Source organism: Pseudomonas sp. Pseusp15 (genome assembly GCF_059492165.1).
This window is the reverse complement of sequence record NZ_CP168523.1, coordinates 5,357,766-5,382,468: the sequence shown is the minus strand read 5'-3', so window position 1 is coordinate 5,382,468 and position 24,703 is coordinate 5,357,766. Positions and strand designations below refer to the sequence as shown.

Sequence of the window (24,703 nt, the reverse complement as noted above, 5' to 3'; positions counted from 1 at the left end):
CGGGCTTCGGTTCATGGGCCAATTAAATAGCGACATTCTGCCCGGAACATGGTCTGTTAAGCATTGAATCTTCAAGGAGCAAGGCTGCCCCATGGATTATTTCGGACCGCATGTATTCGGTTATCTGATCGCACTGTTGCACACACTGGGCTCGATCGCCGCCATCCATGCCGTGTTGACCGTTCGGACCGCTCAGGGCTCGATCGCCTGGGCCCTGTCACTGCTGTTCATTCCCTACCTCACGCTGATCCCCTATCTGGTCTTCGGTCGCAGCACCTTCGATGGTTACATCAAGGCCCGACGGCAAGCCAACGAGGAAATGCGCAAGGCCATCTCCGAACTGAACTGGCGCCCCTGGGTAGAAGAGGCACTGGCTGCGCGTGCCTCCAGCGCTTACGCGTCTTTGCGGGCCATGCCGAAGCTGGGGCGCATGCCATGCCTGGCAAACAACGATGTGCACTTGCTGATCGACGGCCAAGCCACGTTCGATGCAATTTTCGACGCCATCAGCAACGCCCGTGAAGCGGTGCTGATCCAGTTTTTCATTATCCACGATGACCGCCTCGGCCAACGCCTGCACACCCTGCTGACGAAGAAAGCCGCCGAGGGCGTGGCGATTTACTTGCTCTACGACCGCATCGGCAGCCACTCCCTGCCCCACGAGTATGTGCAACCATTGCGAGATGCCGGTATCGAGGTCAAAGCCTTCGCCACCCGCAGCGGCTGGCTCAACCGCTTCCAGGTGAATTTCCGCAACCACCGCAAGATCGTAGTGGTCGACGGGCTTGTCGGCTTTGTCGGCGGGCTCAATGTCGGCGACGAGTACATGGGCGAGAAACCACCCCTGGCGCCCTGGCGCGATACCCACGTGCAAGTTCGCGGGCCGGTGGTGGCCTGCATGCAGGAGTCCTTCGCCGAAGACTGGTTCTGGGCAGCCCGCTCGCTGCCCCCGCTGATCCTGCCAGACGTTTATCCAGATGACGGCGTGCTCTGCCAATTACTGGCCAGCGGCCCGGCGGACTCCTACGAAACCTGTTCGCTATTCTTCGTCGAAGCCATCCATGCGGCGACGGAACGCGTGTGGATCACCAGCCCTTACTTCATCCCCGACGAAGCGGTGTTCGCCGCGTTGCGACTGGCGGTGCTGCGCGGTGTGGATGTACGGATCCTGTTGCCATCGCGGCCGGATCACCGGATCGTCTACGCCGCTTCCAGCCTTTATGCCTTCGAAGCTGTACGTGCCGGGGTGCGCGTGTTCCGTTATCAACCCGGCTTCCTGCATCAGAAAGTGGTGCTGATCGACGACGAAATCAGCGCCATCGGCAGCGCCAACATGGACAACCGTTCGTTCCGGCTGAATTTCGAAGTGATGCTGCTGACGGTCGACAGCGGGTTTGCCGCCGAAGTGGAGCAGATGCTCAACCACGATTTCGCCCAGGCTCACGAAATCGCCAAAGAAGAAAGCCGGGAAACCCACCGCCTGCAACAGGTCGGCATGCGGATCGCCCGGCTTATTTCGCCGATTCTCTAGTTGTAGATGTCGTCGCGGGTCCACGGCAGTTCATGGCTGCCATCGGGATGGGCTTTCACCGCGAGGATTTGATGCAGGTTGATCCAGCCTCTGGCGAAGGCATAGGCGCATCCCGCCAGATACAACCGCCAGATCCGTAGTGCCTGCTCCGGTACCAGTTTGGCGGCGGCTTCCAGATTGTCTTCCAGGCGTTCGCTCCAGTGGTCCAGGGTCCGCGCGTAATGCAGGCGCAGGCTCTCGACATCGACAATCTCCAGCCCCGCTTCGCTGATCTCGGCCGAGATCATCGCCAGGTGCGGCAGTTCGCCGTTGGGGAACACATACTTCTCGATGAACTCACCAGCACCGCGCCCGACCGGACGACCGTCGGTGTGTTTGGCGGTAATCCCGTGGTTCATCACCAGACCGCCCTCTTTCACCGCGCCGAACAAGGTCTTGCAGTATTCGGCCAGATTGGCGTGGCCGACGTGTTCGAACATACCGACGCTGACCACCTTGTCGAAACGCCCGTCCTGAGGCAGATCGCGGTAGTCGAGCAGTTGCAGTTCGATCTGGTCTTCCAGGCCTTCGGCTTTCACCCGCTCACGAGCCAAATCCAATTGCGCTTGACTGAGCGTGATCCCGAACACCTTCGCGCCGAACTCCCGCGCGGCATACCGCGCCAACCCGCCCCAGCCGCAACCGACATCCAGCAGATACTCCCCTGGCTGCAAGCGCAACTTGCGGCACAGGTGGCGAAACTTGGCTTGTTGAGCCTGCTCAAGGGTTTCACTGCCGGTCTCGAAATAGGCGCAGGAATACGCCATGTCGCTGTCGAGCCACAGCTGATAGAACTCGTTGGAAAGGTCGTAGTGGTAGGAGATGGCTTTGGCGTCGGTTTCCTTGTCGTGAACCAGGCGCACCGGTTGCGCATCGTCGTCTTCGCTGATCAGCGCCTGACTCCATTCATCGCAGACACGAATCACGTCGCTGATGGAGCCTTCCAGCTCCAGTTTGCCTTCGACAAACGCCGCCCCCAGCGCGTCCAGGCTCGGATGGGTGAACTGGGTAACCATGTGCGGGTCCTTGACCACAATGGTGACGCTGGGCGTCGGCCCCAGGTTGAACTCATGGCCGTCCCAGAGTCGCAAGCGAAGCGGCAACTGCAGATTCTGTAAGGCCAGTGGAAGTTGCGCGAGCATGGATAATCCCCCTGATTTTCAGACGTCTGATTTGAGGGTAGTCCATCCTTGAAAAATAGCCGGCTATCGATTTAATAGCTGCTCTCTATGATTCGAGGCTGCAACCAACCGTCCTGAACCCACTGTTTCAGCCATGTAACAGCCTGAAGGGGTGCATCCTCACCATAGATGACTGCTAATTCGGAGCACAGTTCAGCGAAATCCCAGTCGCCCTGAAACAAGCCGTCTAGAGCTGCCGCCTCCGCAGGTTCCAGGCTGCGGTAATGACAAACCAGCCCCGCTCTCCAGATCACCAATACTTGGGGCGCCCCTAACGCTGCACTACCGGGGAACCCGGTTTCATCCTTCACTGCCCGCCACAACGCAACACTGTTGAAAGCACACTCAAGCCATTGCACAGAGGGGCTGGGGCTGACCCGCAACGTCGGCCAGTCTTCAGGCTTCAGGGCGGCCATGTCCTGTATCGTCAGCGGCGCGCCTTCAGGCGCGTCGAACGCGAGCGTGAATGCCCACTCAAGTGCCGCCAACTCCCCCAGCGCTGCACTTTGCTCTGGCACTAAATGCTGTCGAATAAACGACTCGAACCCTTCACCCAGCCACCTCAGGCTGTAATGAACAGACGGACACTGGCGAATGTAAGCCGCCGCGAGCTGCTCGAATTCATCGTCACCCAGCCAATGCCAAATGACCGGATAGTCGCCGCGCAGAACTTCCTGAAGCCTTGCCTGATAGGCGTTGTGATAGATCGCCAGCCCGGTGCTCACATCCAGTGTCGGCCCCCCCATAAGACTCGCACCTAGCGCGGTATCGGCTGCTGTCTGCTCACCCAGCAGATACGTTTCAAAGGCCAGCTGCCAGTCGTTCAGGCGCATCTCAGTCTCCGGGTCAACACGCTATCACCCAATGCCCGGGCCTTTTGCAACTCGGTAAGTAGCTCTTCAAAAGGCGGGAAATGATCATCGCGTTCCAACAGTGTCGCGACTGGCCCGAGGTGTCCCAGGGTTTGTTGATAGAGCGCCCAGACCGGATCACTCACCGGCTGGTCATGGGTGTCGATCACGTAATCGCCGTGGTCGCTGTGGCCAGCCAGGTGCAACTGTCGAACCTTTTTGGCCGGCAGCCCTTGAATGAATGTCCACGGATCGAAGCCATGATTGCGGGAGCTGACATAGACGTTGTTGATGTCCAGCAACAGCTCGCAGTCGCTCAACCGGCTGAGCGCATCAAGAAACTCCCATTCGCTGAATTCGTCGCCAGCGCTGCGCACGTAACTGGAGACGTTTTCCAGCACCAGCGGACGCTGCAAGACGTCCTGAACCTGCCGCACTCGGCCGGCTACGTAATAAAGACTTTCTTCGGTGTAGGGCAGCGGCAACAAATCATGGAGTTGATGGGCGTTGCCACGGCTCCAGCACAAGTGATCGGAGATCCATGCCGGTTCAACTCGCTCCGCCAGAAGTTTCAGCTGTTGCAGATACTGCGGATCGAGGGCATGAGGACCGCCAATAGACAGCGATACGCCATGCATCACTACAGGATACCGTTCGGCAATGGCGTCCAGGTAGTACAGGGCCTTGCCGCCCTGGACCATGAAATTTTCCGAGACCACTTCAAACCAGTCCACGGCTGGCGACTGTTCAAGAATCTGTTGGTAGTAGGCACTGCGCAAACCCAGGCCGTAGCCCAGACAAGAAAGGGAAGCAGACATTTTGCGGACTCCTCGCAAAGTGCCGCAGTGGCAAGAGAGCCACCGCGACGGCATTCGGCAGTCAGTTATTCGCCGACTTTTCCATCTGCCTTCATGCATTCGGCCTGAGTCATTGCCTTGAAGCCATGCCCTTTGCAGACAGCCTGACCTTTGCAGGCGTTTTCGGCTGTCTTGCAGTCATTCATGCCTTTGCACGATGTCACGCCGTAGCAGTGAACCTGTGCAGCGTCGGCGGCCTGAGCCTGAGTGGCAACACCTGCGAACATTGTTGCAGCGGCAAAGGCGAGAGCGGCACCGGCGGTGGCGGTTTTGAAGTTCATTTGTATATCCTCAGTAATCGTCAGGGGTGTCGGCTGGAAGGTTGTTCAGTCCCGACACAGCACTAGAGAGCGCTGCCCTGACGGCGTTACAGAGGCGATGAAAAAACTTTTCGCCTCGCTCAAACCTCATCTTTGAGCTTGAGCAAAGGCTCCTGAAAACGCAGCAAACGCCCAGCATTACCGAGCACCAATAACGTACTCAAGTTGTGCAACAGCGCGGCAATCATCGCCCCGGCCGCGCCCAGCCAGCCGAATGCGGCAAAGGCGACAATCGCCAGGGTCCAGCCCAGACCGATGATTACGTTCACCTGTAAAGTCTGCCGGCATTGGCGACTCAGGCGCACACAGGTTCCGAGCCGGCGCAGGTCGCTGCCGATCAGTACGATATCGGCCGAGGCCAGCGCGATGTCCGCGCCGCCCGCGCCCATGGCCACGCCGACCACACCGGCCTTCAGCGCCAGGGAATCGTTGATGCCGTCTCCCACCACCATCGGCCGGAAACCGCTGTCGATTTCTTTCAACACGCGATTGAGTTTGTCCTCGGGCAAGGCCTGGGCTTCGACATCGCTGATGCCCACATCCCGGGCCAGCGTATGAGCCACGCTTTGTCGATCCCCGGTCAGCAACAACTGACGACCCAGGCCCAGTTCACGCAACTCGCTCAGGGCAAACCGCGCCTCAGGTTTGACGCTGTCGGCGAGCAACAGCCAGGCGAGAAATTCACCGTCGAGGGCCAGCCCCGCAATCGGGCCATCGTGGCCGGGAACAGCTGAGGTGACGATGCCCAATTGCGCGAACAGCTCCGGACGACCGAGGGCCGCTTCGCCCTGCTCCGTCATCGCCACGACACCCAGCCCCTGACGCTCGCGAATGTCGGAGAGCAGCAGAAAATGTTCCTGAGTGACCAACCCGGCCAACGCGCGGCTGACCGGGTGGCTGCTGGCAGAGCCAAGGCTGGCGGCGAGTTTCAGTACGTGACTGCGATCTTTCAGCGGACTGTCGATCGATTGCAGGCGCAAGGTGCCGAACGTCAGGGTTCCGGTCTTGTCGACCACCAACGACGTCAGGTCAGCCAATTCTTCGAGGAACGCCGAGCTGCGAATCAGAATCCCGTGCCGAGCTGCGACCGCCACCCCGGCAATCGCCGTGGCCGGTGCTGACAACACCAGTGCGCAAGGACAGGCCGCCACCAACACCGCAAGCATCGCCTGGGCATCGTTGGTGACGAACCAGGTTACGGCAGCCAGCAGCAACACCAGCACCATATAACTGCCGGCGTAGCGTTCGAGCAAACGGGTGATCGGCGGCTTGGAGCGTTCGGCGTTTTGCATCAGCGCGATGACTTTACCCAGTGTCGACTCGTGACCGGTGCGGGTCACTTCAATGCGTAACAAGCCATCAAGGTTGATCGCTCCGCCGAACACCGGCATGCCCACAACGGCCTCTATGGGCACCGACTCACCGGTGATCGATGCAGTGTCGAGGCTCGCCTGACCGGACAACACCCGACCATCGGCCGGCACGCGATCACCCGCACGCACCTCCACCAGGTCGCCGGCCTTGAGTGTGCCGTTATCGACTTCAACGATAGCGCCGTCAGCCTGAATCTTGCGCGCATGGCTACGCGTCAGTTTGCCGAGGGCATGAATCGCTTCCTGTGAGCCGATCACGCTGCGCTCTTCCAGCACATGGCCGAAGATCATGATGATCGGCAGCAGTGCCGCAGTAAGCAGATCGCCAGTGGCCCAAGCGCCGAGCATGGCCAGGGCAATCAACTGATCGGTGATCCCGTGCAGGCTCGGATAACGCAGGCTGTACCACGCCGAACGCATGACCGGCACGGCCACCAGCAACGAAGCAAAACCCAACAGCAATTGGCTGACCCCGGTCTGCTCCGGCAACAACCAGCGCCAGATCAGGCCGAGCGCAAGCAAGCCCAGTGCAAGCATGGCCAGGGTCAACTGGCGCGCGGCGCTACGTTGTTCAGCCGAAGACAACATGCTCGGCGCGGCGGCGGTTTGGGCAGTCATTGCGCAGCTCCCTGAATGATCAGGCGGGAATCGTCTTTCGGATCGACCGTCGTCACCGAACCGGCCTGCCCGAGAATCTTCGGCATCCGCTCACGGTAAATACGCAGCAGCATTTGCGGATCGGTGCCCTGCTGTTGCGCCTTGGCCAGGCTTAATACTGTGGCGGTGTCGGTGGAGGCTTTGGCCAGGCGTTCGCTGGCCTGAGCGTGAGCCACTTGCAGCGTGCGGTCGGCTTGTTCATTGGCGGACTGAGTCAGCTTCTCGGCTTCCGTGCGCGCATTGGCCACGGCCTTGTCAGCTTGCTGGCTGGCAGTTAACACGGCGTTGAACGCGCTCACTGCCGGGCCGGGCAGACTCGATTGCACATCGACCCGCGCCACTTCGATACCCAAGCCCTGCCCGGTCGCCGTCAGTTCGGCCAAGCGTTGATTGATGCCTCGCACCAGATCGCCGCGCAGACGTTCGCGACGTTCGGCAGCCTGATTGTCGGCACCGATCAGTTCCGGTCGAGCCACCAGAATGGTGTCCAGGTCTCGCGCCGCGGTGAGTGCCACGGCACTGCGCGTCACCAGTCGATCCAGAGCCGGCAACACATGCTCACCCTGAAGAACGAAGGCATAGGGCTCAGTGACTTTGTAGAACACCCGCACATCCAGCTGCACCACGCCCGCGTCACCGGTCAGCAGATAACCGGAGCCGGCGAGCGCATCGCTGAGGGGTGTGGCGAAGCTCGCCACCCGGTCGGCCTGCAACGCGGCATCGGTGCGCAGCAGATTTTCCACCCGACGCTCGATCACCCGGTCCGCTGCCGGCAACAAGATCACCTGCTCAAACGGTCGCGGCCACGCCAACAGTAAGCCGGAATTTTGAATGCGATCCAGCGCGCCGAAGTGCAGCACCACGGCGCGATTCTGCGGGTCGATCTGCCGCACATTGGAAAATGCCCACGCCAAAGCAGCCAGCACGGTCACGGCGTAAAGCGCGAGAAAAGCCAAGCGCCCGGCCTGAATCCAGGGGCTGCTCAATTCATTTGTTCCACGTGGAACCAAACTCATGGCTGCGACCCGGACTTGTTATCGAGCGTCGGTGGGCCATCAACCAACACCCGGAACGGCGCCGCATCTGTGCGCAAAATCAGCTTGGTGCCAGGTGCAACGATGGTGCCCAAGGTGTCGAGCGAACGCAGCAAATTGTAGAGCTGCGGTGAGCCTGCGTAGGCGCGGCCGTAAATCTGCGCGGCTTCGACGCGGGATTGGGCTTCGATGTCTGCGGCTTTCACAGTGGCATCAGCTTGTACGATTCGCGCATCACGCTCGGCCGCAGAACGGATTTGTGCCGCTTCACGTTTGCCGATAGCCGTGCGTTCAGTGGCGATTGTTTCACGCTCGGCGCGCATACGATCGACCGTCGCGGTGAGCGTCACCGATGGCAGCGTCAAGCGCTCGATACCGACTTGCAGCACTCGCACGCCATAGGTGGTGAGCAACTGCTGATCGATCTGCTGGCGCAGCTGCGCTTCGAAATCGGCGATGTGCACCTGGTTGGCGTCGGTGTTCACCAGGTTGGCCAGGTCGAAACTGCTGGCAGTGGTTTCCAGCGCCGAGCCGACAAAGGTACGAATCTGCCGCGCGGCTTCATCGGGTTGATTCTGCACAGCGCGCATAAAGCGTTGCACGTTGTCCGGGTCGCCCTGTACCTGCCAGGCCACGTAGGCTTGCACGATGATGCGCAGACCGTCGCGCGTGCCCACATCCTGCAAACCGCTGGAGGTGGTGCGCAGCCGCAGATCAACCGGAATCGCCGCCTCGAACGGCGCCGGCCAACGCCAGCCAAGACCCGGCTCCAGCAACACCCGCGATGGATTGCCAAAGCGCGTAATCACCGTGGCCTCCCCCGAGCGCACTTGCACCAGGCTTGCCGCCGCAACGGCAAAGGCCACCAGCAGCGCCGCCCAGCCCATTCGCCGCCACGGAAAAGGGCCAGCTTCGTGCGGATCACCATGGTGGTGATGGTGATGATGACCGTGGTGATGCCCGCCATGGCCGTGATCGTGGCCGGCGTGGTCATCGTGGTCGTGATGATCGTGAGTAGGCGTCGACTGGCTCAATGGGCGGCTCCTGGCTGAGCGGTATTACGCGACGGCGCAGGGTCAGCCGGCAGCGTGAATGTACGTAGGTCGATGGTCGGCGCATTGCTGCTGCCACCCAGACGGTGATCGAGAACCAGCAGCTTGGCGTTAGCCAGACCCTGGGTCAGTTGGCTGAGGTATTGCTCCAGTACAAAAGCCTGGCCGGCGCTGGAGTACGCCTTTCGCTCGGCGGCAAATTTCAGGTCGGCGGCCCGAGCGCTCGAGTTGATCTCATGCGCACTGGCCGTGGCTTGATCGCGAGCGATGCTGGCCTGCAATTGCGCCTGGTTGGTCGCCTCCGCTGCGGCACCGCGCTCGCGGGAGATCAATGCCTGGGCGCCAATCTGCGCTGCTTGAACGCCGTGATAAGCATTGGCAGCCCCCGCTGGCGGATGAATGGCCTCGACCACCGTGGCGAGAATTTCCACGCCGCTGTCGAGTTTTTGCAGATCCGCTTGCACGGCGCGGCCGATTTCTTCAGAGAGCCCTACCCTGTCTTCGCCGAGCAAACCGTCGAGGGTTCTTGAGGCGAAGTCATGAACCAGAATCCGGCTGGCGGTGCTGCGAATCAGCGTCGGCACGTCGGCGCTGTTGTACGTCGCGGCCAGAGCCGCCTGATCGCTCAGGCCGATGCGATAGACGAAGCGCACGTCCATGTTGACGATCTGAAAGCTCTGCTTGTCGGCACGGCTGCTGGCGATGACCTGGGATTTGTCATTCACATGGCTGGCGTCCCACAAGCGATTGGCAATGGCCGGTGCCGGGCCTTCGGCAGGTTCGGCCGCGACCGGGGCCGATGCTTCGCCCACGCTGGTGGCCAACTCATGGACTACGCCGTTCTCGACGCTCAGCACGCGACCCAGCGGCCACGGCAAACCGGCGTGCAAACCGGGCCCAAACACTTCCACCGGTTTGCCGAAACGTTCGTAGATGCCCCGCCCCTGTAGCGGTATTTCATGAATGCCGGTGAGCGACCAACCGACGATTGCCACCACCGCCAGCACCGGCAAAAACGCCCGACGCATGTAGGTGAAAGCCCAGATTTGTCGCAGGTCGATACCGAAGCGGTTGTGCAACTCGTGCTGCAATGCGAGCAGGGGCTGTGGCGGCCAGCGCAACATATCGGCGACGAAGCTTCGCGCCAGCAAGGTCGGTTCAAGCTGTTCACGACGGGGGCTGAACAGCGACAACACGGCGCGCAGCAACAACTCGATGGCGACCAGCCCCGGCAACAAGCCGATCAGCACCGCCAGACGCACCGGCCAGACGGCTGTTTCGCTACCGAACAACAGACACAAGGCGCTGAGCACCAGGCCAATAATCGCGACCCGCGCCAGCTGCGCCAACGACCCGGCTTCAGGCCATTGGGCGACATTTTCCTGCGCCAGTTGCCGCTCCAGCACCAGCAAACCGAACGCCAGCAGCAACGACAACGCCGCGCCGATACTGGCCGATAATCCCAACGCAGCGGGTGGCAAAGCGAGGTTCCAGACCTGCTCGATGCTGTACAAACTCAACAACGCCCAGCCGCCAAGCCAGAGCGTCGGTGCACCGATCTGCCCAAGCAACCGCAGCCAACGCTGACTGATGCCGTCCAGCAACCGCTCGTACCAACCTTCGGCGACAACGACTTCTTCGGTGATAGCCACCGGCACCAACACTGATGGATTCATCGCTCGTGCACGCCACTGCGTTACCCACCAGGCCGACTGCAGACCGGCGACCAACACCAGCAAACCGGCACTCTGATTGGCCAGCAACGCGGGCCAGAGCGACTGCGGTGCAAACAGCCCGACAAAAAACGCCAGCACCAGCCCTGCGGCCGCCAAGGCACCCAAACCGATTGCCCATTGGCGCAATCGACGTCCTTGAACGACCGCCTGCTGGAAGCGCGGCAGCCCTGCTATCTGTGCTCCATCGCCATCGAGATCGACTTGCATACCACCCCAGCCATTGCTCACATCACAATTCGTTACGATATAACGAAAATGGTGAAATTTTCGTCCTGAATCGTTCTATCTAAAAACGCTGAACCTGTCGCCAAGCTGAAGCCTTGACCGAAATGGTGAGAAACGCACATATTACGTTCGTAATTTTTATTGAAGACTACTTTTTATCGATCCCGCCCCTCTCAATCCAGGAGTTGCACCATGAGCACCTATGACGTCGTGATTCTGGGCGCCGGCCCCGGCGGTTACAACGCAGCGATCCGCGCCGGGCAGTTGGGCTTGAAAGCGGCCTGCGTGGAAGGCCGCGCCACCCTCGGCGGGACCTGCCTGAACGTCGGTTGCATGCCGTCCAAGGCATTGCTGCATGCCTCCGAGCTCTACGACGCGGCCATGGGGGCGGAATTCGCCAACCTCGGGATCGAGGTCAAACCTGTGCTCAACCTGGCTCAGATGATGAAACAGAAGGATGAAAGCGTCACAGGGTTGACCAAGGGCATCGAGTTTCTGTTTCGCAAAAACAAGGTCGACTGGATCAAGGGGTGGGGCCACATCGACGGGCCGGGTAGCGTCACGGTGACCGACAATCAGGGTGGCAAGACCCGGCTGAGCGCCAAAGACATCATCATCGCCACCGGTTCCGAACCCACTCCCCTGCCAGGCGTGGACATCGACAACCAACGCATCCTCGACTCCACGGGCGCGCTGTCGCTGGCTGAAGTACCGAAGCACCTGGTGGTGATCGGCGCTGGAGTGATCGGTCTGGAACTGGGTTCGGTATGGCGGCGCCTGGGTGCTCAGGTGACGGTCGTCGAATTTCTCGACCGGATCTGCCCGGGTGTGGATGCTGAAGCCGGTAAAACCCTTCAGCGCTCATTGAGCAAGCAAGGCATCCGCTTCAAGTTGAGTTCGAAAGTCACCAGCGCCACCTCCTCGGCGAGCGGTGTTCAACTCAGTGTCGAACCGGCCGCAGGTGGCACCGCCGAACTGCTGGAAGCCGACTACGTGCTGGTGGCTATCGGTCGTCGTCCTTACACCCAGGGCCTGGGGCTGGAGAACGTCGGCCTCGCCACCGACAAACGCGGCATGCTCGCCAACAAGGGCCACCGCACTGAAGCCGCGGGGGTCTGGGTGATCGGTGACGTCACCTCAGGGCCGATGCTCGCCCACAAGGCCGAAGACGAAGCCATGGCCTGCATCGAGCAAATCGTCGGCAAGGCTGGCGAGGTCAATTACGACCTGATCCCCAGCGTGATCTACACCAAACCGGAGCTGGCCAGCGTCGGCAAGACCGAAGAACAGCTGAAGGCCGAAGGTCGCGCCTACAAGGTCGGCAAATTCCCCTTCACCGCCAACAGCCGGGCGAAGATCAACCACGAAACCGAAGGCTTCGCCAAGGTACTGGCCGATGAGCGCACCGACGAAGTTCTCGGTGTACACCTTGTGGGCCCAAGCGTCAGCGAAATGATTGGCGAATATTGCGTGGCCATGGAGTTCAGCGCCTCGGCCGAAGACATCGCCCTGACCTGCCATCCACACCCGACCCGCTCCGAGGCCTTGCGCCAGGCGGCGATGAATGTGGAAGGGATGGCGACGCAGATTTAGAACGATCAAAAGATCGCGGCCAAAGTCTGCGATCTTTCGCTTTTTCAATCAGGCAAATGCCCCAACGGCAACGCTCCCGGCGTCTTCACCGTGTGAATTGCAAAATTGCTGCGGATATCGCTCACGCCAGGCAATTTCAGCAATCGCCCGGTGAGGAAACGGTCATAGGCGCGCAAGTCCGGTACCACCACTTGCAGCAGAAAATCCGATTCCCCGGACACCAGAAACGCCGAAATCACCTCAGGCAATGCCGTCACGGCCAGCCGAAACGCTTCGGCTTGTTCATCGTTATGCCGTTCGACCTTGACCCCGACAAACACCGTCAGCCCAAGGCCCACTTCATCTCGATCGAGGTTGGCCTGATAGCTACGAATCACACCGGCCTCTTCCAGCATCCGGACCCGGCGCAAACAGGGCGAGGCCGACAAGCCGATCTCATCGGCCAGTTGTACGTTACTCAGGCGTCCGTCCCGTTGCAGCGCCGTGAGAATTTTGCGGTCGTAGGCGTCCAGTTTCATGTTTTGGCAGATCCTGATGGTTCGATCATCACAAACTGGCAGGTTATGCCAAATATCGAAGCTTTAGAAGCTGACTACGCAACCACCTGCCCTGCCCCTCGGCCGTAGACTGAACCCACCAGATCGACAACGAATGGGGGCAACATGACAGAACTCTGGCTGTTTTTCATGGCATTGACAGTGGTGTACCTGTTGCCGGGCCCGGACATGATTCTGCTGTTGCAGACCGGCGCTCGTCAGGGCAAAGGCGCGGCGCTGGCCACGGCATTGGGGCTGGGCGTGGCGCGCGGTTGTCATGTGGCATTGGCGGCATTGGGTTTGGCGACGCTGTTCAGGACTGCGCCCTGGACCTTCGACGTGGTGCGCCTGGCCGGCGCCGCGTACCTGCTCTGGATCGGCATTCAGTGCCTGCGCACCACGATGCTGCCGAGCTTGAACGGTGCAGACGCAACGACTGCTAAACCACGGTGGCCGGAGGCGATCCAGCGCGGTTTGCTGACTAACCTGCTCAACCCCAAGGCGCTGCTGTTTTGCTCGGTGCTGCTGCCGCAGTTCATCAACCCTCAAGCCGGACCGGTGCTCGCGCAATTTGCGACCCTGGGCATGATGCTGGTCAGCGTCGGCTTGCTGTTCGACAGCGCCTACGCGCTGGTCGGCGCTGCGTTGGGCCGTTGGCTGCAACGCAGTCCATCGGCCCAACGGGTACAACAGTGGTTGTTTGGCAGCCTGTTGATTGGTTTTGCTGTGCGGCTGACCTTTGTTCAACAAGCTTGAGCGTTATCGCGCTTTCCGACGGCGGCGACTGATCAACAACAGCGCCGCTGCCGTAACGGCCAACACGGCGCCGATCTGCAATGGTTTTTTGTAGGGTCGCAGCGTGGACCGCATAGCGTCGGTGACCTGGGTCACGTAGCGCTTGTCGGCATTCTGGAAGTCCGGCTCCTGGCATTGATGACCGAAATCACCGGCCCAGACCACATAGGGCCCCTCCTCTACATAACGACGATAGAACGCGCTTTGCTCTTGCAGGTTGGTGCCCCACCCTGAGGCCTTGCATAGCACCGAAGCAAACGCCTGACTGCTGTGGGGCAGATGATCGGCGGCCTTACTCGCCAGAGCCGTGGCGACATAACGGTAATGGAAACGCTCATCAGGTTGCGCCACCGTAGCTTGCTGACGCTGCACTTCGCCCTCGCTCATCAGCGGTCCGACCTTGAGCTCCGGAGCTTCCAGGCTGTAATTGCCACCGAAGGTCACGTAATCCGGGGACATCTCGTAGCCCAACAGCTCCATCCCATCGTAGCGAGCCAGCGTCGCGGCGTAGTAATAAGCGAATGCCTTGGAGGTCGGCCACCATTTGGATTCGGCCTCCTTGCGCAATTGCCCATACCATTTGGCCTTGGCCTGCAAATCCGGGTTGTCGAAGTAAGCCGGAGCCTCATCGTAACGCTCTTCACGCAATAAACGCCGCCCGAGCAGATTGCGCAGGCTCGCAGCCACCGGCAACGGCACATAATTGTCGCGATCCTGCTGGCTGAGCGGTGGCGGTGCCGGCACCTGGGTGTCGACGTACTGCTTGAGTTCATCGAGGGTCAGCACCCGCTCAGCCACGGTGGCCGCGTCGAACCAGTAGATGCCCTGGCTGCGATAGAGCTGATCGAAGGCCTGCAGGTAATCCCCGCGTTGCAGGGCCAGGATCGCGCTTTCACCCTCTACCCGGCACTTGGGCTGGAGCGTTTCGTAATCCCAGTCGGGCGTCCGCCGCTCGCCCCAGGATTCGTTCTGCGGGAAGGCCTGGGCGGCTTTGGCATAGGCCGCTGCGGCGGCGTTTTTGTCGCCATCACGCACCGCCAGCTTCGCCCGCAACCACCACGCAAGGCCACCGTCACCAGCCTGTTCGAGGAAGGCTTTGGCGCTGGCGTAATCGCCCTGTTGATAATTCATCGCCGCCAGGCGATCGGCATTATCCAGACTGCCACGGGTGCTGCTTTGCAGCAGTTTGATCAGTTTCTGTTCGTTCGGCGGTTGATCACCGAATGACCAGCCCAGCCGACTGATCAACGACGCCGTCACCAGTTGCTGCACCGCTTTGCCCTTGAGCAACCCAGCCAGTTGCTCGTCGGGCATTGCGGCCAGATCGGCCATCAACAGCTTCAGCGAGGTGTAGCCCACCGCCGAGCCGTGAAGGTTCTGCGTGGCGTAGAGTTGGATGGCGTTGTCCCAATCACCCGCGGTGCGGGCCACTCGCGCCTCTTCACCGAGGCTGGCGACACCCAGTTCCAATGGGTCGCTGAAGCCGTCGATGCTCAGTTGACGGGTCTGCTCGAAGGCCTTGCGGGACTGAGCCAACAGGTCAGGGGTCGCGCCTGCTTCTGAACTCATGGCAAACAGCGCCCGGCCCAACGAGTACGCCGCCCAGGTGCTACGCAACGGGCGTTGTTCCTCCGGCAGCGCCAGCACTTTCTGGAAGTAGTCGGCGGCCAGGCCATGGTCACCGGCGTTGAACGCCACGGCGCCAGCCAGATAGAGTCTGTGCTCGGGCGGCAGATTCGCGCCTTGCTCTTCAACCTGACGGGCATCGGTCAGGTTGCGCAGTTGTTTCACCAGCGCTTGCTGCTCAGGCGTCAGACCGGCCTGTTCAGCGGTATCGCGCTGATGGGTGTAATCAGGCGCATCGCCGTAACCGTCCCCCGGAATGTTGGTGGCGGCGGTGACATTTTTCAGTCCCGCGATGGCATGCCCGAGGCGGCTGATCTCAAGGTTGAAGTTGCCTTCCGGCAGTTCCGCCAGCGACTGGCCACGGTTGTCGAGCAGGCGCATGGGGAAGTCCGGCCCGCAGGCCAGCGCCGAACCCAATGGCAGGCTGAGGCTCAGGCAAAGCACATGGCGGGGCCAGTTACGGGTAAACATTCGAACCTCCTTGATCAATGTGTGCGCAGCGAGCCCAACCGATAGCGCGCTGCCCGCCGGCCGGGATTCGACCGTCACGCAGGCGGATGAAGGTAAGCAGATCCGGGCGCTGTTGCAACGCATAACCGGCCAGCGCATCGGCGCCCTCGCAGCCCTGCACCGCCAGCGTCAGACGTTCGGGCCAGGCACTGTCGAGGTTGCCTTGGTTGCTGAGGCTGATGTCGTAGAGGCCGTCCTGCGCCGAGAGTTTCAGCCCCACATGACTGTCGAGCGTATCGCCGCGCGCCACAGCGCCCAGCGTCGTCAGGCTCCAGGCCCTGCGATCATTGGCCAGGGGCAGGCGAAACCAGATCAGCCCGGCCAGATGGGCCGGTGGATCGGCGCGCAACTCGGCGCCGAGCTTGCTCAGTTGCTGCGGGTCTGCCAGCAACTCCCGACGTTCGCCGCCTTGCTCGATGGGCACTTCGCTTTCCACGACCGGCGCGCCACCGGCTCCTGGCAACAGCGCCACGCCATAAGCCGGCAGCGCCAGATAAAACGGTTTCGATGTGTTGCGACTCCAGGCCCTGGCCCACTGCCGTGTCTGATCCGGGTCGAACAGCCCACGCCGTGGATCGCTCACCGCGTGCACCTGCAACACGCTGCTGTCGACCGTTGCCAGCAACGCCGGCAATTCAGAACTGTCGAGCCAGGCCGGCAACGCGGTGATGCTCAGTGGCAAGGACGCCGGCAGAACGCCACGCAGATGGGTGAGGAATTCGCGGTAGGCCGGTAGCCGGGCGTTGCCCGCATCGTGGTCGATTTCCACGCCGGACAGGGTCAGCCCCTGCCCTTGCCAATCGCTGAGCACCTGCTGGATCTGCGCCGTGACCTCGTCCCGGTCCAGCCCGTTGAGCTGGCCATCCAGACGAACCACCGCAATCAGCGGTCGGCCATCACGCTTGAGCAGCGCCGGATCGATCCGCGCCCGGCTCCAGCCAGACTGTGGAAATGCCTGCAAGGCCAGCACGCGCAAGGTCGAGAAATCGGTGTGGCTGTCGCGCAGCGCGGCGTCATGGGCTGGCGTCCATTGCCGTTGCCAGACATAGAGTTGCTGATCGAGCGGCGGCGCGTCCGATTGCTTGCAACCGTTGAGCAACATCAATGCGCCAAGCAAGGCCGACAAGCGAATGAAAAACACAATGCCCACCCTCATCCTCTGTGGCGAGGGAGCTTGCTCCCGCTCGACTGCGCAGCAGTCGCAAAATGCAGCCCATGTGGTGTGTCTGATGATATGAAGGGGCTGCTTCGCAGCCCAGCGGGAGCAAGCTCCCTCGCCACAATTGATCGGTTACGAATTCCCGGCAGCCTACTCAGCTATCGGCTTGCAGGCAATGATCACCTGATTCTTCGCCACCACTGCGTCCAGCGCCTGAATGCTTTTGTGGGAGCGAGCGGGCTTGCTCGCTCCCACATTGTTCAGCTGTGTGGCGCAGGTTTCGGGATGGCAAGGTTATCCAGCATCCGGTTCACCGCCAGTTCCGCCAGCATGACGATCTGTTGAATCGCCATCGCCGTATGCCGGTGCGGCCCTTGCAGATACCCCGCAAAATCACTCGCCATCACACTGGCCTGGGCCAACGATTCACAGGTGTGGGCCAACAGGTCTTCGTCTTTGATATCCGGCGCAACCATAAACATCGTGCTCGGCTTGCGGGCCGCGGGGGATTTGAGGGCGGAGGGGTTGAGGTAGTGATCGAGCGCGCGCTCGGCGGCTTCGTTGAGCTTTTTTGAATCGAGGGATTCGTAGGGGGAAACGTCGTCGGTTTCCGGGGGATTCGGTGTGGCTTTGAACATGGTGAAACTCCATTCGAGAACTGGAGTTCGCCAACACTGCGACCAAGCAGAAGGGTGGCGAACCGTACGCGGGTTGGTCGACCAGGGAATGGAACCCGGCAGGGCCTAAGCCCTCCCGCGCACAGCTCGCCATGAAGCAAGCACAAAAGTGCGCCATTCTAAACCTGAGCGACCAAACCCGATCACTGAATTTGCAGTGACTCCCAAAGCCTATCCCTCGGACTTCTGATACGACAACCGCTAGAACTTGTCGGATTTGTCCTTCAGAACAGCCAAATTTGTAGGATGTTCGCAAATATTTTCAGGCCAGCCGAGATCGAATGTGGGAGCGGGCTTGCTCGCGAAGGCTGTTTAACATTCAACGTGGAAGTTGTCTGAGACACCGCTTTCGCGAGTAAGCCACAGGGGATTTTCTGTGTTGTCTGGTTCAGTTACAGATCCAACACCAACGGCTGCGAACCCTGCGCCGGCACCGCACAACAAATCAGCACCTCACCCGCATCGGGAGCCTCCGCCGGAGGCTGTGGATAATTCACCTCTCCGCTGATCAACCGGGTTTTGCAGGTCCCGCAGGAGCCGCCGCGGCAACTGAATTCCGGGCGCAAGCCACGGCTCTCCGCCAACTCCAGCAAACTGCCGCCGTCCGGCTGCCAACGCGCTTCTTTGGCAGAGCGCTGGAACACGACGGGCACCGAAACGGTAGCGGCCGGCAATTGCTCGATGACCACCGCGTCCGGGTCCGGCTTGCGACGCAGCGTCGACGGGCCAAAGGTTTCGGCATGAATCCTTGAATCAGGGACATCCAGATCCCGCAGGCTGTCGTACAGCCCCTGGGTAAAACTTCCCGGACCGCACAGGACAAAATCCACTTGGTCGTAGTCCTCCACCTCAAGAGTGGTCTTGAGCAAGTCGGCGTCGATGCGCCCTGTCAGGTCGTAATCTTCACCCTCACGGGCATCGGCCTCCGGCTGACTGAGCAAACGCAGCACCCGCACCTCATCACCGAGGCCGTCGAGCAGGCGATCCAGCTCAGGGCGAAACGGTTGATCGGCCAAGGTCCGCGAGCTCTGGAAGAACCACACAGGACGGATGCGCCGCGTGCGCAGGCCTTGATAAACCACCTCCCGCAGCATCGACAGCAGCGGCGTGATCCCCACGCCGGCAGCCAATAGCACCAGCGGCCGACGCTCATTCGGTGCCACGGTGAAATGCCCTTGAGGCGAGCGGGCTTCAAGCACATCGCCGACACGAATCTGCTCATGCAGGTGCGAGGACACCAGGCCTTCACGCTTCACGCTGATGCGGAAAAAGTCATCGGATGGCGCGCTCGACAAGCTGTACGTGCGGATGTGCACATCGCCTGCGATGTTGAACCGCAAGGGCAAATGTTGCCCGGCTTGAAACACCGGCAACCCGGCGCCATCGGCAGGCTCCAGATAGATTGAACGGATGTTGTGGCTCTCCCGCTCGATGCGCGTCACTCGCAGCGGCCGCCAGCGATTCCCCAGCGCCTGGGCTTGCAGGCGTGCATTCGCCTGCGTCCAGGTGCCGGTCAGCAGACTGGTGGGCGACACGCCGTCAAAGCGCCAGCGCAAGGCCAGTGCCGCGGGCCGACGCACCGCGTGCTCCACCTCGAATGTCCACAGCCGCTCGGCGCCTTGAAAGGCTTCGATCTGCGGGCCTTCGAGGATGACTTGCGTGCGACCGCTGAGGTGCAGGAGGTCCCCCGACTCGAAATCGATGAACAACAAACCGGCCCGAGGGTTGATCAGCAGGTTGCCCAAGGTATTGAAGAACAGGTTGCCGGCGAAGTCCGGGATGGTCAGGCGATTGCCTTCTATCTGGACGAAACCGGCCTGACCGCCCCGATGAGAAACGTCCACCGAGCGTTGGCCATCGACGTCCACATAGCTGGCGACAAAGAAGGTATCGGCGCTGGCAATCATGGCTTTGGCCGCGTCATCCAGCTCATTGAGATGCTGCGCAACACGGGTCGCCGGATCCGCCAATGGCACCGAGCGAAACTGGCGCAATTGAATGTATTGCGGGCAATTGCCGAAGGATTGCTCCACCGTCACCTCGAAGCCGCTCGCCGTTACAGCGCCGACTCGACCATTGAGACGATTGCGACGCCGGGTGTGCAGCTCGATACCGAGCAGGCCTATCGCCGCCCCGTCTTGCAGTTGCGCAGGGTCGTCGCCGCCAGGCACGCTGCCGAACCGCAGCAGCCCAGGCTCGGGAGACTGCGCAAAGCCCGGCGCCCCTTCAAGAATACTGGCCCAAGGGTTGCCGTCGGCATCCACCGCGCCGTACAGCATGAACGGCAGTTGCTGATAGAACGTGCGGTGCTGGTCCGGCATTTCGCCGCGAATCACCCTACGACCCAATGCGTCCATTCGCTCCGCGACACCCACATGGGCCTGCAATTTTTTCTCGCCTGCGTGCCAAGGTGAACGTTCCATAACGGCTTCTCCCCTGCGCTCATTGCGCAATAAGAACGGCCCGACTGAATAGGGCCGTGAACATCAGGCAGTTTTTTGCAAACCGGCGATGGTGCGCGGCATGCCGACAAACCCTGGCAAGGCTTCAACGCGCGCCAGCCAGGCCCGGATGTTGGCGTAGTCGTCCAGCGACACATTGCCTTCCGGAGCATGGGCGATGTAGCTGTAGGCGGCGATGTCGGCGATGGTCGGCTCGCTACCGGCCAGATAGGCCGTTGCGCCCAGTTCCTGATCGATCACTTTGAGCCAGGTGTGAGAATAGGCGATCACCTCTTCAGCGTTGTAAGGCGCACCGAATACAGTGATCAGCCTTGCCCTGCCGGGGCCAAAGGCAATCGGCCCGGCGGCGACCGACAACCAGCGCTGAACCTTGGCGGCACCGACCGGATCGGTTGGCAGCCAGCGACCGTTGCCGTATTTCTGCGCAAGGTAGACCAGGATCGCGTTGGAATCGGCCAGCACCATGCCTTGATCCTCAATCACCGGAACCTGACCAAACGGGTTGAGCGCAAGAAAATCCGCTTGTTTGTGTGCGCCCTTGGCCAGATCGACGAAGATCAGCTCGGTCGGCAGTTGCAACAACGACAGCATCAGCTCTACACGGTGAGCATGGCCGGAACGGGGGAAGTTGTAGAGTTTGATGGCTTGCATGGTCGACTCCGCTGGGTGGTGGCGCCGCTCAGGAAAGATCAGCGCCGATGGAGCGCTATCTTCCATCCACAACCAAAGCAACAGAATAACCAGCAAACGCAATCCATTATTTCAGCCAGTGCAATAACCCTTCAGCCGTGCAGCGCAGGATGTTCGCGCAGCACCTTCACCGCAAAGTCCACAAAACTTCGAACCCGCGTCGGGGCCTTGCGCCCACCCTGGTAGACCACATGAATGGGCAATGGCGGCAGTTCGAAGTCAGCCAGGACGATTTCCAGCTCACCGGTGGCGATCTTGCTCGCCACTTGATACGACAGGACTCGGGTCAATCCCAGGCCCATGGCGGCGGCAGTGATCGCCGCTTGATTGGCAGAGACCACAAGACGTGGCTCCGGACGAACACTGATCGGCTCTCCCGCCTCAAGGAACGGCCAGCTTCTGGGCTGCCCGATGGACGAGGTGGCGATGATCGGGGCGCGGCTCAAGTCTGCCGGATGCCGAGGCCGACCATGGTCAGTCAGGAATCCAGGGGAAGCGCAGATCACTCGCCGCACTTCGCCCACTCGAATTGCGTGCTGATTGCTGTCAGGCAATTCACCGATACGCACGGCCACATCGATGCCCTCCTCGACCATGCTCACCACCCGGTCGACCAATACAGCGTTGATGCTGACTTCAGGAAATTGAGTCAGGTAACCGACCATGAGCGGCGTGACGAACAAATCGCCGAACAATACCGGCGCGGTGATCGTCAGTTGCCCACGGGGCTGGGCATGGCTCCCGGCGGCCGAATCCTCGGCTTCCTGCACCTCGGCGAGAATTCTCCGACAGTCCTCCAGATAACGCTGGCCCACCTCGCTCAAATGCACGCTACGGGTGGTGCGCGTCAGCAACTGAGTGCCAATGCGCTGCTCAAGCGCCGCCACTGCCCGGGTGACGCTGGCTGCTGACATCCCCAAGCGCCGCGCCGCCGCCGAGAAACCCTGGTCCTGGGCGACAGCGGCGAAGACCTGCATTTCCTGGAATCGGTCCATCGGGTATGTCCTTCGTTCAGGTAAAAAAAATCGCAACCGTAGGCTGCGATTTTTATTGGTTCGATCACCTGTGGATAACTTATTCCACCGTCACCGACTTCGCCAGATTTCGTGGCTGGTCAACGTCAGTACCTTTCAACACCGCCACGTAGTACGAAAGAAGCTGCAACGGAATCGTGTAGAGGATCGGCGACAGGATGTCGTGGATGTGCGGCATGTGCACAACATGAGTGCCTTCACCGTTGGTCATGCCGGCCTGCTCGTCGGCGAAGACGATCAGTTCACCGCCGCGGGCGCGGACTTCCTGGAGGTTGGACTTCAACTTCTCCAGCAACTCGTTGTTCGGCGCCACGGTGACCACTGGCATGTCGTTATCCACAAGCGCCAGCGGGCCATGTTTCAGCTCGCCCGCCGGGTAGGCTTCGGCGTGGATGTAGGAGATTTCCTTGAGCTTGAGCGCCCCTTCCATCGCCACCGGGAATTGCGCACCGCGACCGAGGAACAGGGTGTGGTTCTTCTCGGCGAACAGCTCGGCGATTTTTTCGACAGTGCTGTCCATGGCCAGGGCTTCGCCCAGACGGGTCGGCAGGCGACGGAGTTCTTCCACCAGAGTGGCTTCGACGCCTGCGGCCAACGTGCCGCGAACCTGACCCAGGGCCAGGGTCAGCAACAGCAGACCCACCAATTGAGTGGTGAAGGCTTTGGTCGAGGCCACGCCGATTTCGCGACCGGCCTGGGTCAGCAGCGTCAGGTCCGATTCACGCACCAGGGAGCTGATGCCGACGTTGCAGATTGCCAGGCTGGAAAGGAAACCCAGTTCCTTGGCGTTGCGCAGCGCGGCCAAGGTGTCGGCGGTTTCGCCTGACTGGGAGATGCTCACGAACAGGGTATCGGGCTGCACCACTACTTTGCGGTAGCGGAATTCGCTGGCGACTTCGACCTGGCACGGAATGCCGGCCAGTTCTTCGAGCCAGTAACGGGCAACCATACCGGCGTGATAACTGGTGCCGCAGGCAACGATCTGTACATTACGCACCTTGGCAAACAGCTCGGCCGCTTGTGGACCAAACGCCTGGACCAGCACCTGATTCTGACTCAGGCGACCTTCAAGCGTGCGTTGCACCACGGCTGGTTGCTCGTGAATTTCCTTGAGCATGTAATGCCGGAACTCGCCTTTGTCAGCGGCTTCGGCACCGTCACGGTACTGAATGCTTTCACGCTCGACGAGCACACCGTTGATGTCCCAGATCTGCACGCTGTCGCGGCGAATTTCGGCGATATCGCCTTCTTCCAGGTACATGAAACGGTCAGTGACCTGGCGCAGGGCCAATTGGTCGGAGGCGAGAAAGTTTTCACCCAGGCCCAGACCGATTACCAATGGGCTGCCGCTGCGGGCTGCTACCAAGCGATCCGGTTGCCGAGCGCTGATCACTGCCAGACCGTATGCGCCGTGCAGTTCTTTGACGGTCGCTTTCAGGGCCGCGGTCAGGTCAGGCTGCTCTTTGAGTTTTTCGTTGAGCAGATGGGCGATGACTTCAGTGTCCGTGTCCGAGGTGAACACGTGGCCCAGGGCCTTGAGTTGCTCGCGCAGGGCTTCGTGGTTCTCGATGATGCCGTTATGCACCACCGCAAGATCGCCCGAAAAATGCGGGTGAGCGTTGCGTTCGCACGGCGCACCGTGAGTCGCCCAGCGGGTGTGGGCAATGCCCAGACGACCGACCAGAGGCTCTTCGATCAGCGCCTGTTCCAGTTCGCTGACCTTGCCCGGCCGACGCAGGCGCAAGAGTTTTTCATCGTTGGTGTACACCGCCACGCCGGCGCTGTCATAACCACGGTATTCCAGACGCTTGAGGCCTTCGAGCAGGATGGCGGTAATGTTCCGTTCTGCGACTGCACCGACAATTCCACACATGCTATTTCTCCTGACTGACAGCGGCGCAAATCACATTGATGCCGCGGGCCTGAATCTGATCGCGGGCCTCAAGCGGCAGGCGATCATCGGTAATAAGGGTATGGACACTGCTCCAAGGCAGCTCCAGATTGGGAATCTTGCGGCCGATCTTGTCGGCTTCGACCATCACGATCACTTCGCGGGCGACCTCGGCCATGACACGGCTCAGTCCCAGCAATTCATTGAAGGTGGTGGTCCCGCGTACCAGATCGATGCCATCGGCGCCAATAAATAACTGATCGAAGTCATATGAGCGTAGTACCTGCTCTGCCACCTGCCCCTGGAAGGATTCGGAATGCGGATCCCAGGTACCACCGGTCATCAACAGCACCGGTTCGTGCTCGAGTTCAGTCAACGCGTTGGCGACATGCAGGGAGTTGGTCATCACCACCAGGCCCGGTTGCTGGCCGAGTTCCGGGATCATCGCGGCGGTGGTACTGCCGCTGTCGATGATGATGCGCGCATGCTCGCGAATCCGCGTGACGGCGGCGCGGGCAATGGCCTGCTTGTATTTCGAAATCGGTTGGCCGATGTCGGCGACCAGCTCCTGCGGCATGGTGACCGCGCCGCCATAACGACGCAGCAACAGACCGTTGCTTTCAAGCGCGGCCAGATCCTTGCGAATCGTAACTTCCGAGGTTTCGAAGCGTTTGGCCAGCTCGTCCACACTGACTTCACCCTGCTCATTGAGCATGGCGAGGATATTGTGGCGGCGTTGGGGCGTGTTGCGCTTTGACATGACTTGGTAAGTTTCGATTCGAAAGATAACGTAAGCAATCAAAACCTATCAGCGAAACTTCGTCAAGCCAACGTCAGAAAAAAAGATGTGTGGATAACTCAAAAAAAGATCGCA

20 protein-coding genes are annotated in these 24,703 nt (G+C 60.8%); 3 read left to right on the top strand and 17 right to left on the bottom strand.

Going from position 1 to position 24,703, the window contains the following annotated elements; genetic code table 11:
- The first annotated feature begins 91 nt into the window (after positions 1-91).
- Complete coding sequence (gene cls, locus ACEN8R_RS24250) at positions 92-1,531, top strand: cardiolipin synthase (protein WP_018927349.1); 1,440 nt, start codon at positions 92-94, stop codon at positions 1,529-1,531.
- Here the strand turns inward: cls and cfaB are convergent.
- From cfaB to hflK (ACEN8R_RS24210), 8 genes are all read right to left on the bottom strand, one after another.
- On the bottom strand, positions 1,528-2,712 hold the full coding sequence (gene cfaB, locus ACEN8R_RS24245) for a C17 cyclopropane fatty acid synthase CfaB (RefSeq protein ID WP_018927348.1): 1,185 nt from the start codon (positions 2,710-2,712) through the stop codon (positions 1,528-1,530). The two genes, cls and cfaB, sit on opposite strands and share 4 nt — an antisense overlap.
- 71 nt (positions 2,713-2,783) lie before the next feature.
- Positions 2,784-3,584: an HvfC/BufC N-terminal domain-containing protein gene (locus ACEN8R_RS24240; protein WP_018927347.1), complete on the bottom strand. Its 801-nt coding sequence runs from the start codon at positions 3,582-3,584 to the stop codon at positions 2,784-2,786.
- Entirely contained in the window at positions 3,575-4,420 is an 846-nt protein-coding gene (gene bufB / locus ACEN8R_RS24235; protein WP_018927346.1) for an MNIO family bufferin maturase, read from the bottom strand. Before bufB ends, ACEN8R_RS24240 begins: the two co-directional genes overlap by 10 nt.
- A gap of 65 nt (positions 4,421-4,485) precedes the next feature.
- Positions 4,486-4,740 (bottom strand): BufA2 family periplasmic bufferin-type metallophore, encoded by a 255-nt coding sequence (bufA2, locus tag ACEN8R_RS24230; protein WP_018927345.1) that lies wholly within the window; start codon positions 4,738-4,740, stop codon positions 4,486-4,488.
- Positions 4,741-4,859: 119 nt separating this feature from the next.
- On the bottom strand, positions 4,860-6,770 hold the full coding sequence (locus ACEN8R_RS24225) for a heavy metal translocating P-type ATPase (protein ID WP_111453106.1): 1,911 nt from the start codon (positions 6,768-6,770) through the stop codon (positions 4,860-4,862).
- Positions 6,767-7,825 carry a protease modulator HflK gene (gene hflK / locus ACEN8R_RS24220; RefSeq protein ID WP_026286517.1) on the bottom strand — a complete coding sequence of 353 codons (1,059 nt, stop codon included), beginning with the start codon at positions 7,823-7,825 and terminating at the stop codon, positions 6,767-6,769. Before hflK (ACEN8R_RS24220) ends, ACEN8R_RS24225 begins: the two co-directional genes overlap by 4 nt.
- Positions 7,822-8,877, bottom strand: coding sequence for a protease modulator HflC (gene hflC, locus ACEN8R_RS24215; RefSeq protein WP_026286516.1), 1,056 nt, complete (start codon positions 8,875-8,877; stop codon positions 7,822-7,824). Before hflC ends, hflK (ACEN8R_RS24220) begins: the two co-directional genes overlap by 4 nt.
- The gene (gene hflK / locus ACEN8R_RS24210) at positions 8,874-10,838 is read right to left on the bottom strand and encodes a protease modulator HflK (protein ID WP_026286515.1); all 1,965 of its coding nucleotides are present in this window, start codon (positions 10,836-10,838) and stop codon (positions 8,874-8,876) included. The genes hflC and hflK (ACEN8R_RS24210) overlap by 4 nt, the downstream gene beginning before the upstream one ends.
- Before the next feature lie 210 nt (positions 10,839-11,048).
- Between hflK (ACEN8R_RS24210) and lpdA the strand changes: the two genes are divergently transcribed.
- Positions 11,049-12,449 carry a dihydrolipoyl dehydrogenase gene (lpdA, locus tag ACEN8R_RS24205; RefSeq protein WP_018927339.1) on the top strand — a complete coding sequence of 467 codons (1,401 nt, stop codon included), beginning with the start codon at positions 11,049-11,051 and terminating at the stop codon, positions 12,447-12,449.
- Between the two features lie 44 nt (positions 12,450-12,493).
- Here lpdA and ACEN8R_RS24200 read toward each other — a convergent pair whose 3' ends face one another.
- Entirely contained in the window at positions 12,494-12,967 is a 474-nt protein-coding gene (locus ACEN8R_RS24200; RefSeq protein ID WP_018927338.1) for an Lrp/AsnC family transcriptional regulator, read from the bottom strand.
- 144 nt (positions 12,968-13,111) lie between these two features.
- Between ACEN8R_RS24200 and ACEN8R_RS24195 the strand changes: the two genes are divergently transcribed.
- A complete protein-coding gene (locus ACEN8R_RS24195; RefSeq protein ID WP_018927337.1) occupies positions 13,112-13,741 on the top strand; it encodes a LysE family translocator in 630 nt (209 codons plus the stop codon).
- 3 nt (positions 13,742-13,744) lie between these two features.
- Here the strand turns inward: ACEN8R_RS24195 and ACEN8R_RS24190 are convergent, their stop codons facing one another.
- The 8 genes from ACEN8R_RS24190 to ACEN8R_RS24155 form a co-directional block, all read right to left on the bottom strand.
- Positions 13,745-15,877, bottom strand: coding sequence for a hypothetical protein (locus ACEN8R_RS24190; protein ID WP_018927336.1), 2,133 nt, complete (start codon positions 15,875-15,877; stop codon positions 13,745-13,747).
- Positions 15,864-17,060, bottom strand: coding sequence for a DUF3142 domain-containing protein (locus tag ACEN8R_RS24185; RefSeq protein WP_026286514.1), 1,197 nt, complete (start codon positions 17,058-17,060; stop codon positions 15,864-15,866). Before ACEN8R_RS24185 ends, ACEN8R_RS24190 begins: the two co-directional genes overlap by 14 nt.
- Positions 17,061-17,335: 275 nt before the next feature.
- Complete coding sequence (locus ACEN8R_RS24180) at positions 17,336-17,713, bottom strand: DUF6124 family protein (RefSeq protein WP_018927334.1); 378 nt, start codon at positions 17,711-17,713, stop codon at positions 17,336-17,338.
- 431 nt (positions 17,714-18,144) lie between these two features.
- The gene (locus ACEN8R_RS24175) at positions 18,145-20,175 is read right to left on the bottom strand and encodes a 2Fe-2S iron-sulfur cluster-binding protein (RefSeq protein WP_018927333.1); all 2,031 of its coding nucleotides are present in this window, start codon (positions 20,173-20,175) and stop codon (positions 18,145-18,147) included.
- A 63-nt stretch (positions 20,176-20,238) separates the two neighbouring features.
- Entirely contained in the window at positions 20,239-20,865 is a 627-nt protein-coding gene (locus ACEN8R_RS24170; protein WP_018927332.1) for a glutathione S-transferase family protein, read from the bottom strand.
- Between the two features lie 131 nt (positions 20,866-20,996).
- Positions 20,997-21,899, bottom strand: a complete 903-nt coding sequence (locus tag ACEN8R_RS24165; protein ID WP_495624396.1) for a LysR family transcriptional regulator — start codon at positions 21,897-21,899, stop codon at positions 20,997-20,999.
- Positions 21,900-21,978: 79 nt separating this feature from the next.
- Positions 21,979-23,811 carry a glutamine--fructose-6-phosphate transaminase (isomerizing) gene (gene glmS / locus ACEN8R_RS24160; protein WP_495624395.1) on the bottom strand — a complete coding sequence of 611 codons (1,833 nt, stop codon included), beginning with the start codon at positions 23,809-23,811 and terminating at the stop codon, positions 21,979-21,981.
- Position 23,812: 1 nt separating this feature from the next.
- Positions 23,813-24,589 carry a DeoR/GlpR family DNA-binding transcription regulator gene (locus tag ACEN8R_RS24155; RefSeq protein ID WP_495624394.1) on the bottom strand — a complete coding sequence of 259 codons (777 nt, stop codon included), beginning with the start codon at positions 24,587-24,589 and terminating at the stop codon, positions 23,813-23,815.
- Between the last annotated feature and the right edge of the window lie 114 nt (positions 24,590-24,703).

Bases quoted from the DNA above. Each gene is read 5' to 3' on its own strand.
- cls (WP_018927349.1), top strand. From the start codon at position 92: ATGGATTATTTCGGACCGCATGTATTCGGTTATCTGATCGCACTGTTG.
- cfaB (WP_018927348.1), bottom strand. From the start codon at position 2,712: ATGCTCGCGCAACTTCCACTGGCCTTACAGAATCTGCAGTTGCCGCTT.
- ACEN8R_RS24240 (WP_018927347.1), bottom strand. From the start codon at position 3,584: ATGCGCCTGAACGACTGGCAGCTGGCCTTTGAAACGTATCTGCTGGGT.
- bufB (WP_018927346.1), bottom strand. From the start codon at position 4,420: ATGTCTGCTTCCCTTTCTTGTCTGGGCTACGGCCTGGGTTTGCGCAGT.
- bufA2 (WP_018927345.1), bottom strand. From the start codon at position 4,740: ATGAACTTCAAAACCGCCACCGCCGGTGCCGCTCTCGCCTTTGCCGCT.
- ACEN8R_RS24225 (WP_111453106.1), bottom strand. From the start codon at position 6,770: ATGACTGCCCAAACCGCCGCCGCGCCGAGCATGTTGTCTTCGGCTGAA.
- hflK (WP_026286517.1), bottom strand. From the start codon at position 7,825: ATGAGTTTGGTTCCACGTGGAACAAATGAATTGAGCAGCCCCTGGATT.
- hflK (WP_026286515.1), bottom strand. From the start codon at position 10,838: ATGCAAGTCGATCTCGATGGCGATGGAGCACAGATAGCAGGGCTGCCG.
- lpdA (WP_018927339.1), top strand. From the start codon at position 11,049: ATGAGCACCTATGACGTCGTGATTCTGGGCGCCGGCCCCGGCGGTTAC.
- ACEN8R_RS24200 (WP_018927338.1), bottom strand. From the start codon at position 12,967: ATGAAACTGGACGCCTACGACCGCAAAATTCTCACGGCGCTGCAACGG.
- ACEN8R_RS24195 (WP_018927337.1), top strand. From the start codon at position 13,112: ATGACAGAACTCTGGCTGTTTTTCATGGCATTGACAGTGGTGTACCTG.
- ACEN8R_RS24190 (WP_018927336.1), bottom strand. From the start codon at position 15,877: ATGTTTACCCGTAACTGGCCCCGCCATGTGCTTTGCCTGAGCCTCAGC.
- ACEN8R_RS24180 (WP_018927334.1), bottom strand. From the start codon at position 17,713: ATGTTCAAAGCCACACCGAATCCCCCGGAAACCGACGACGTTTCCCCC.
- ACEN8R_RS24175 (WP_018927333.1), bottom strand. From the start codon at position 20,175: ATGGAACGTTCACCTTGGCACGCAGGCGAGAAAAAATTGCAGGCCCAT.
- ACEN8R_RS24170 (WP_018927332.1), bottom strand. From the start codon at position 20,865: ATGCAAGCCATCAAACTCTACAACTTCCCCCGTTCCGGCCATGCTCAC.
- ACEN8R_RS24165 (WP_495624396.1), bottom strand. From the start codon at position 21,899: ATGGACCGATTCCAGGAAATGCAGGTCTTCGCCGCTGTCGCCCAGGAC.
- glmS (WP_495624395.1), bottom strand. From the start codon at position 23,811: ATGTGTGGAATTGTCGGTGCAGTCGCAGAACGGAACATTACCGCCATC.
- ACEN8R_RS24155 (WP_495624394.1), bottom strand. From the start codon at position 24,589: ATGTCAAAGCGCAACACGCCCCAACGCCGCCACAATATCCTCGCCATG.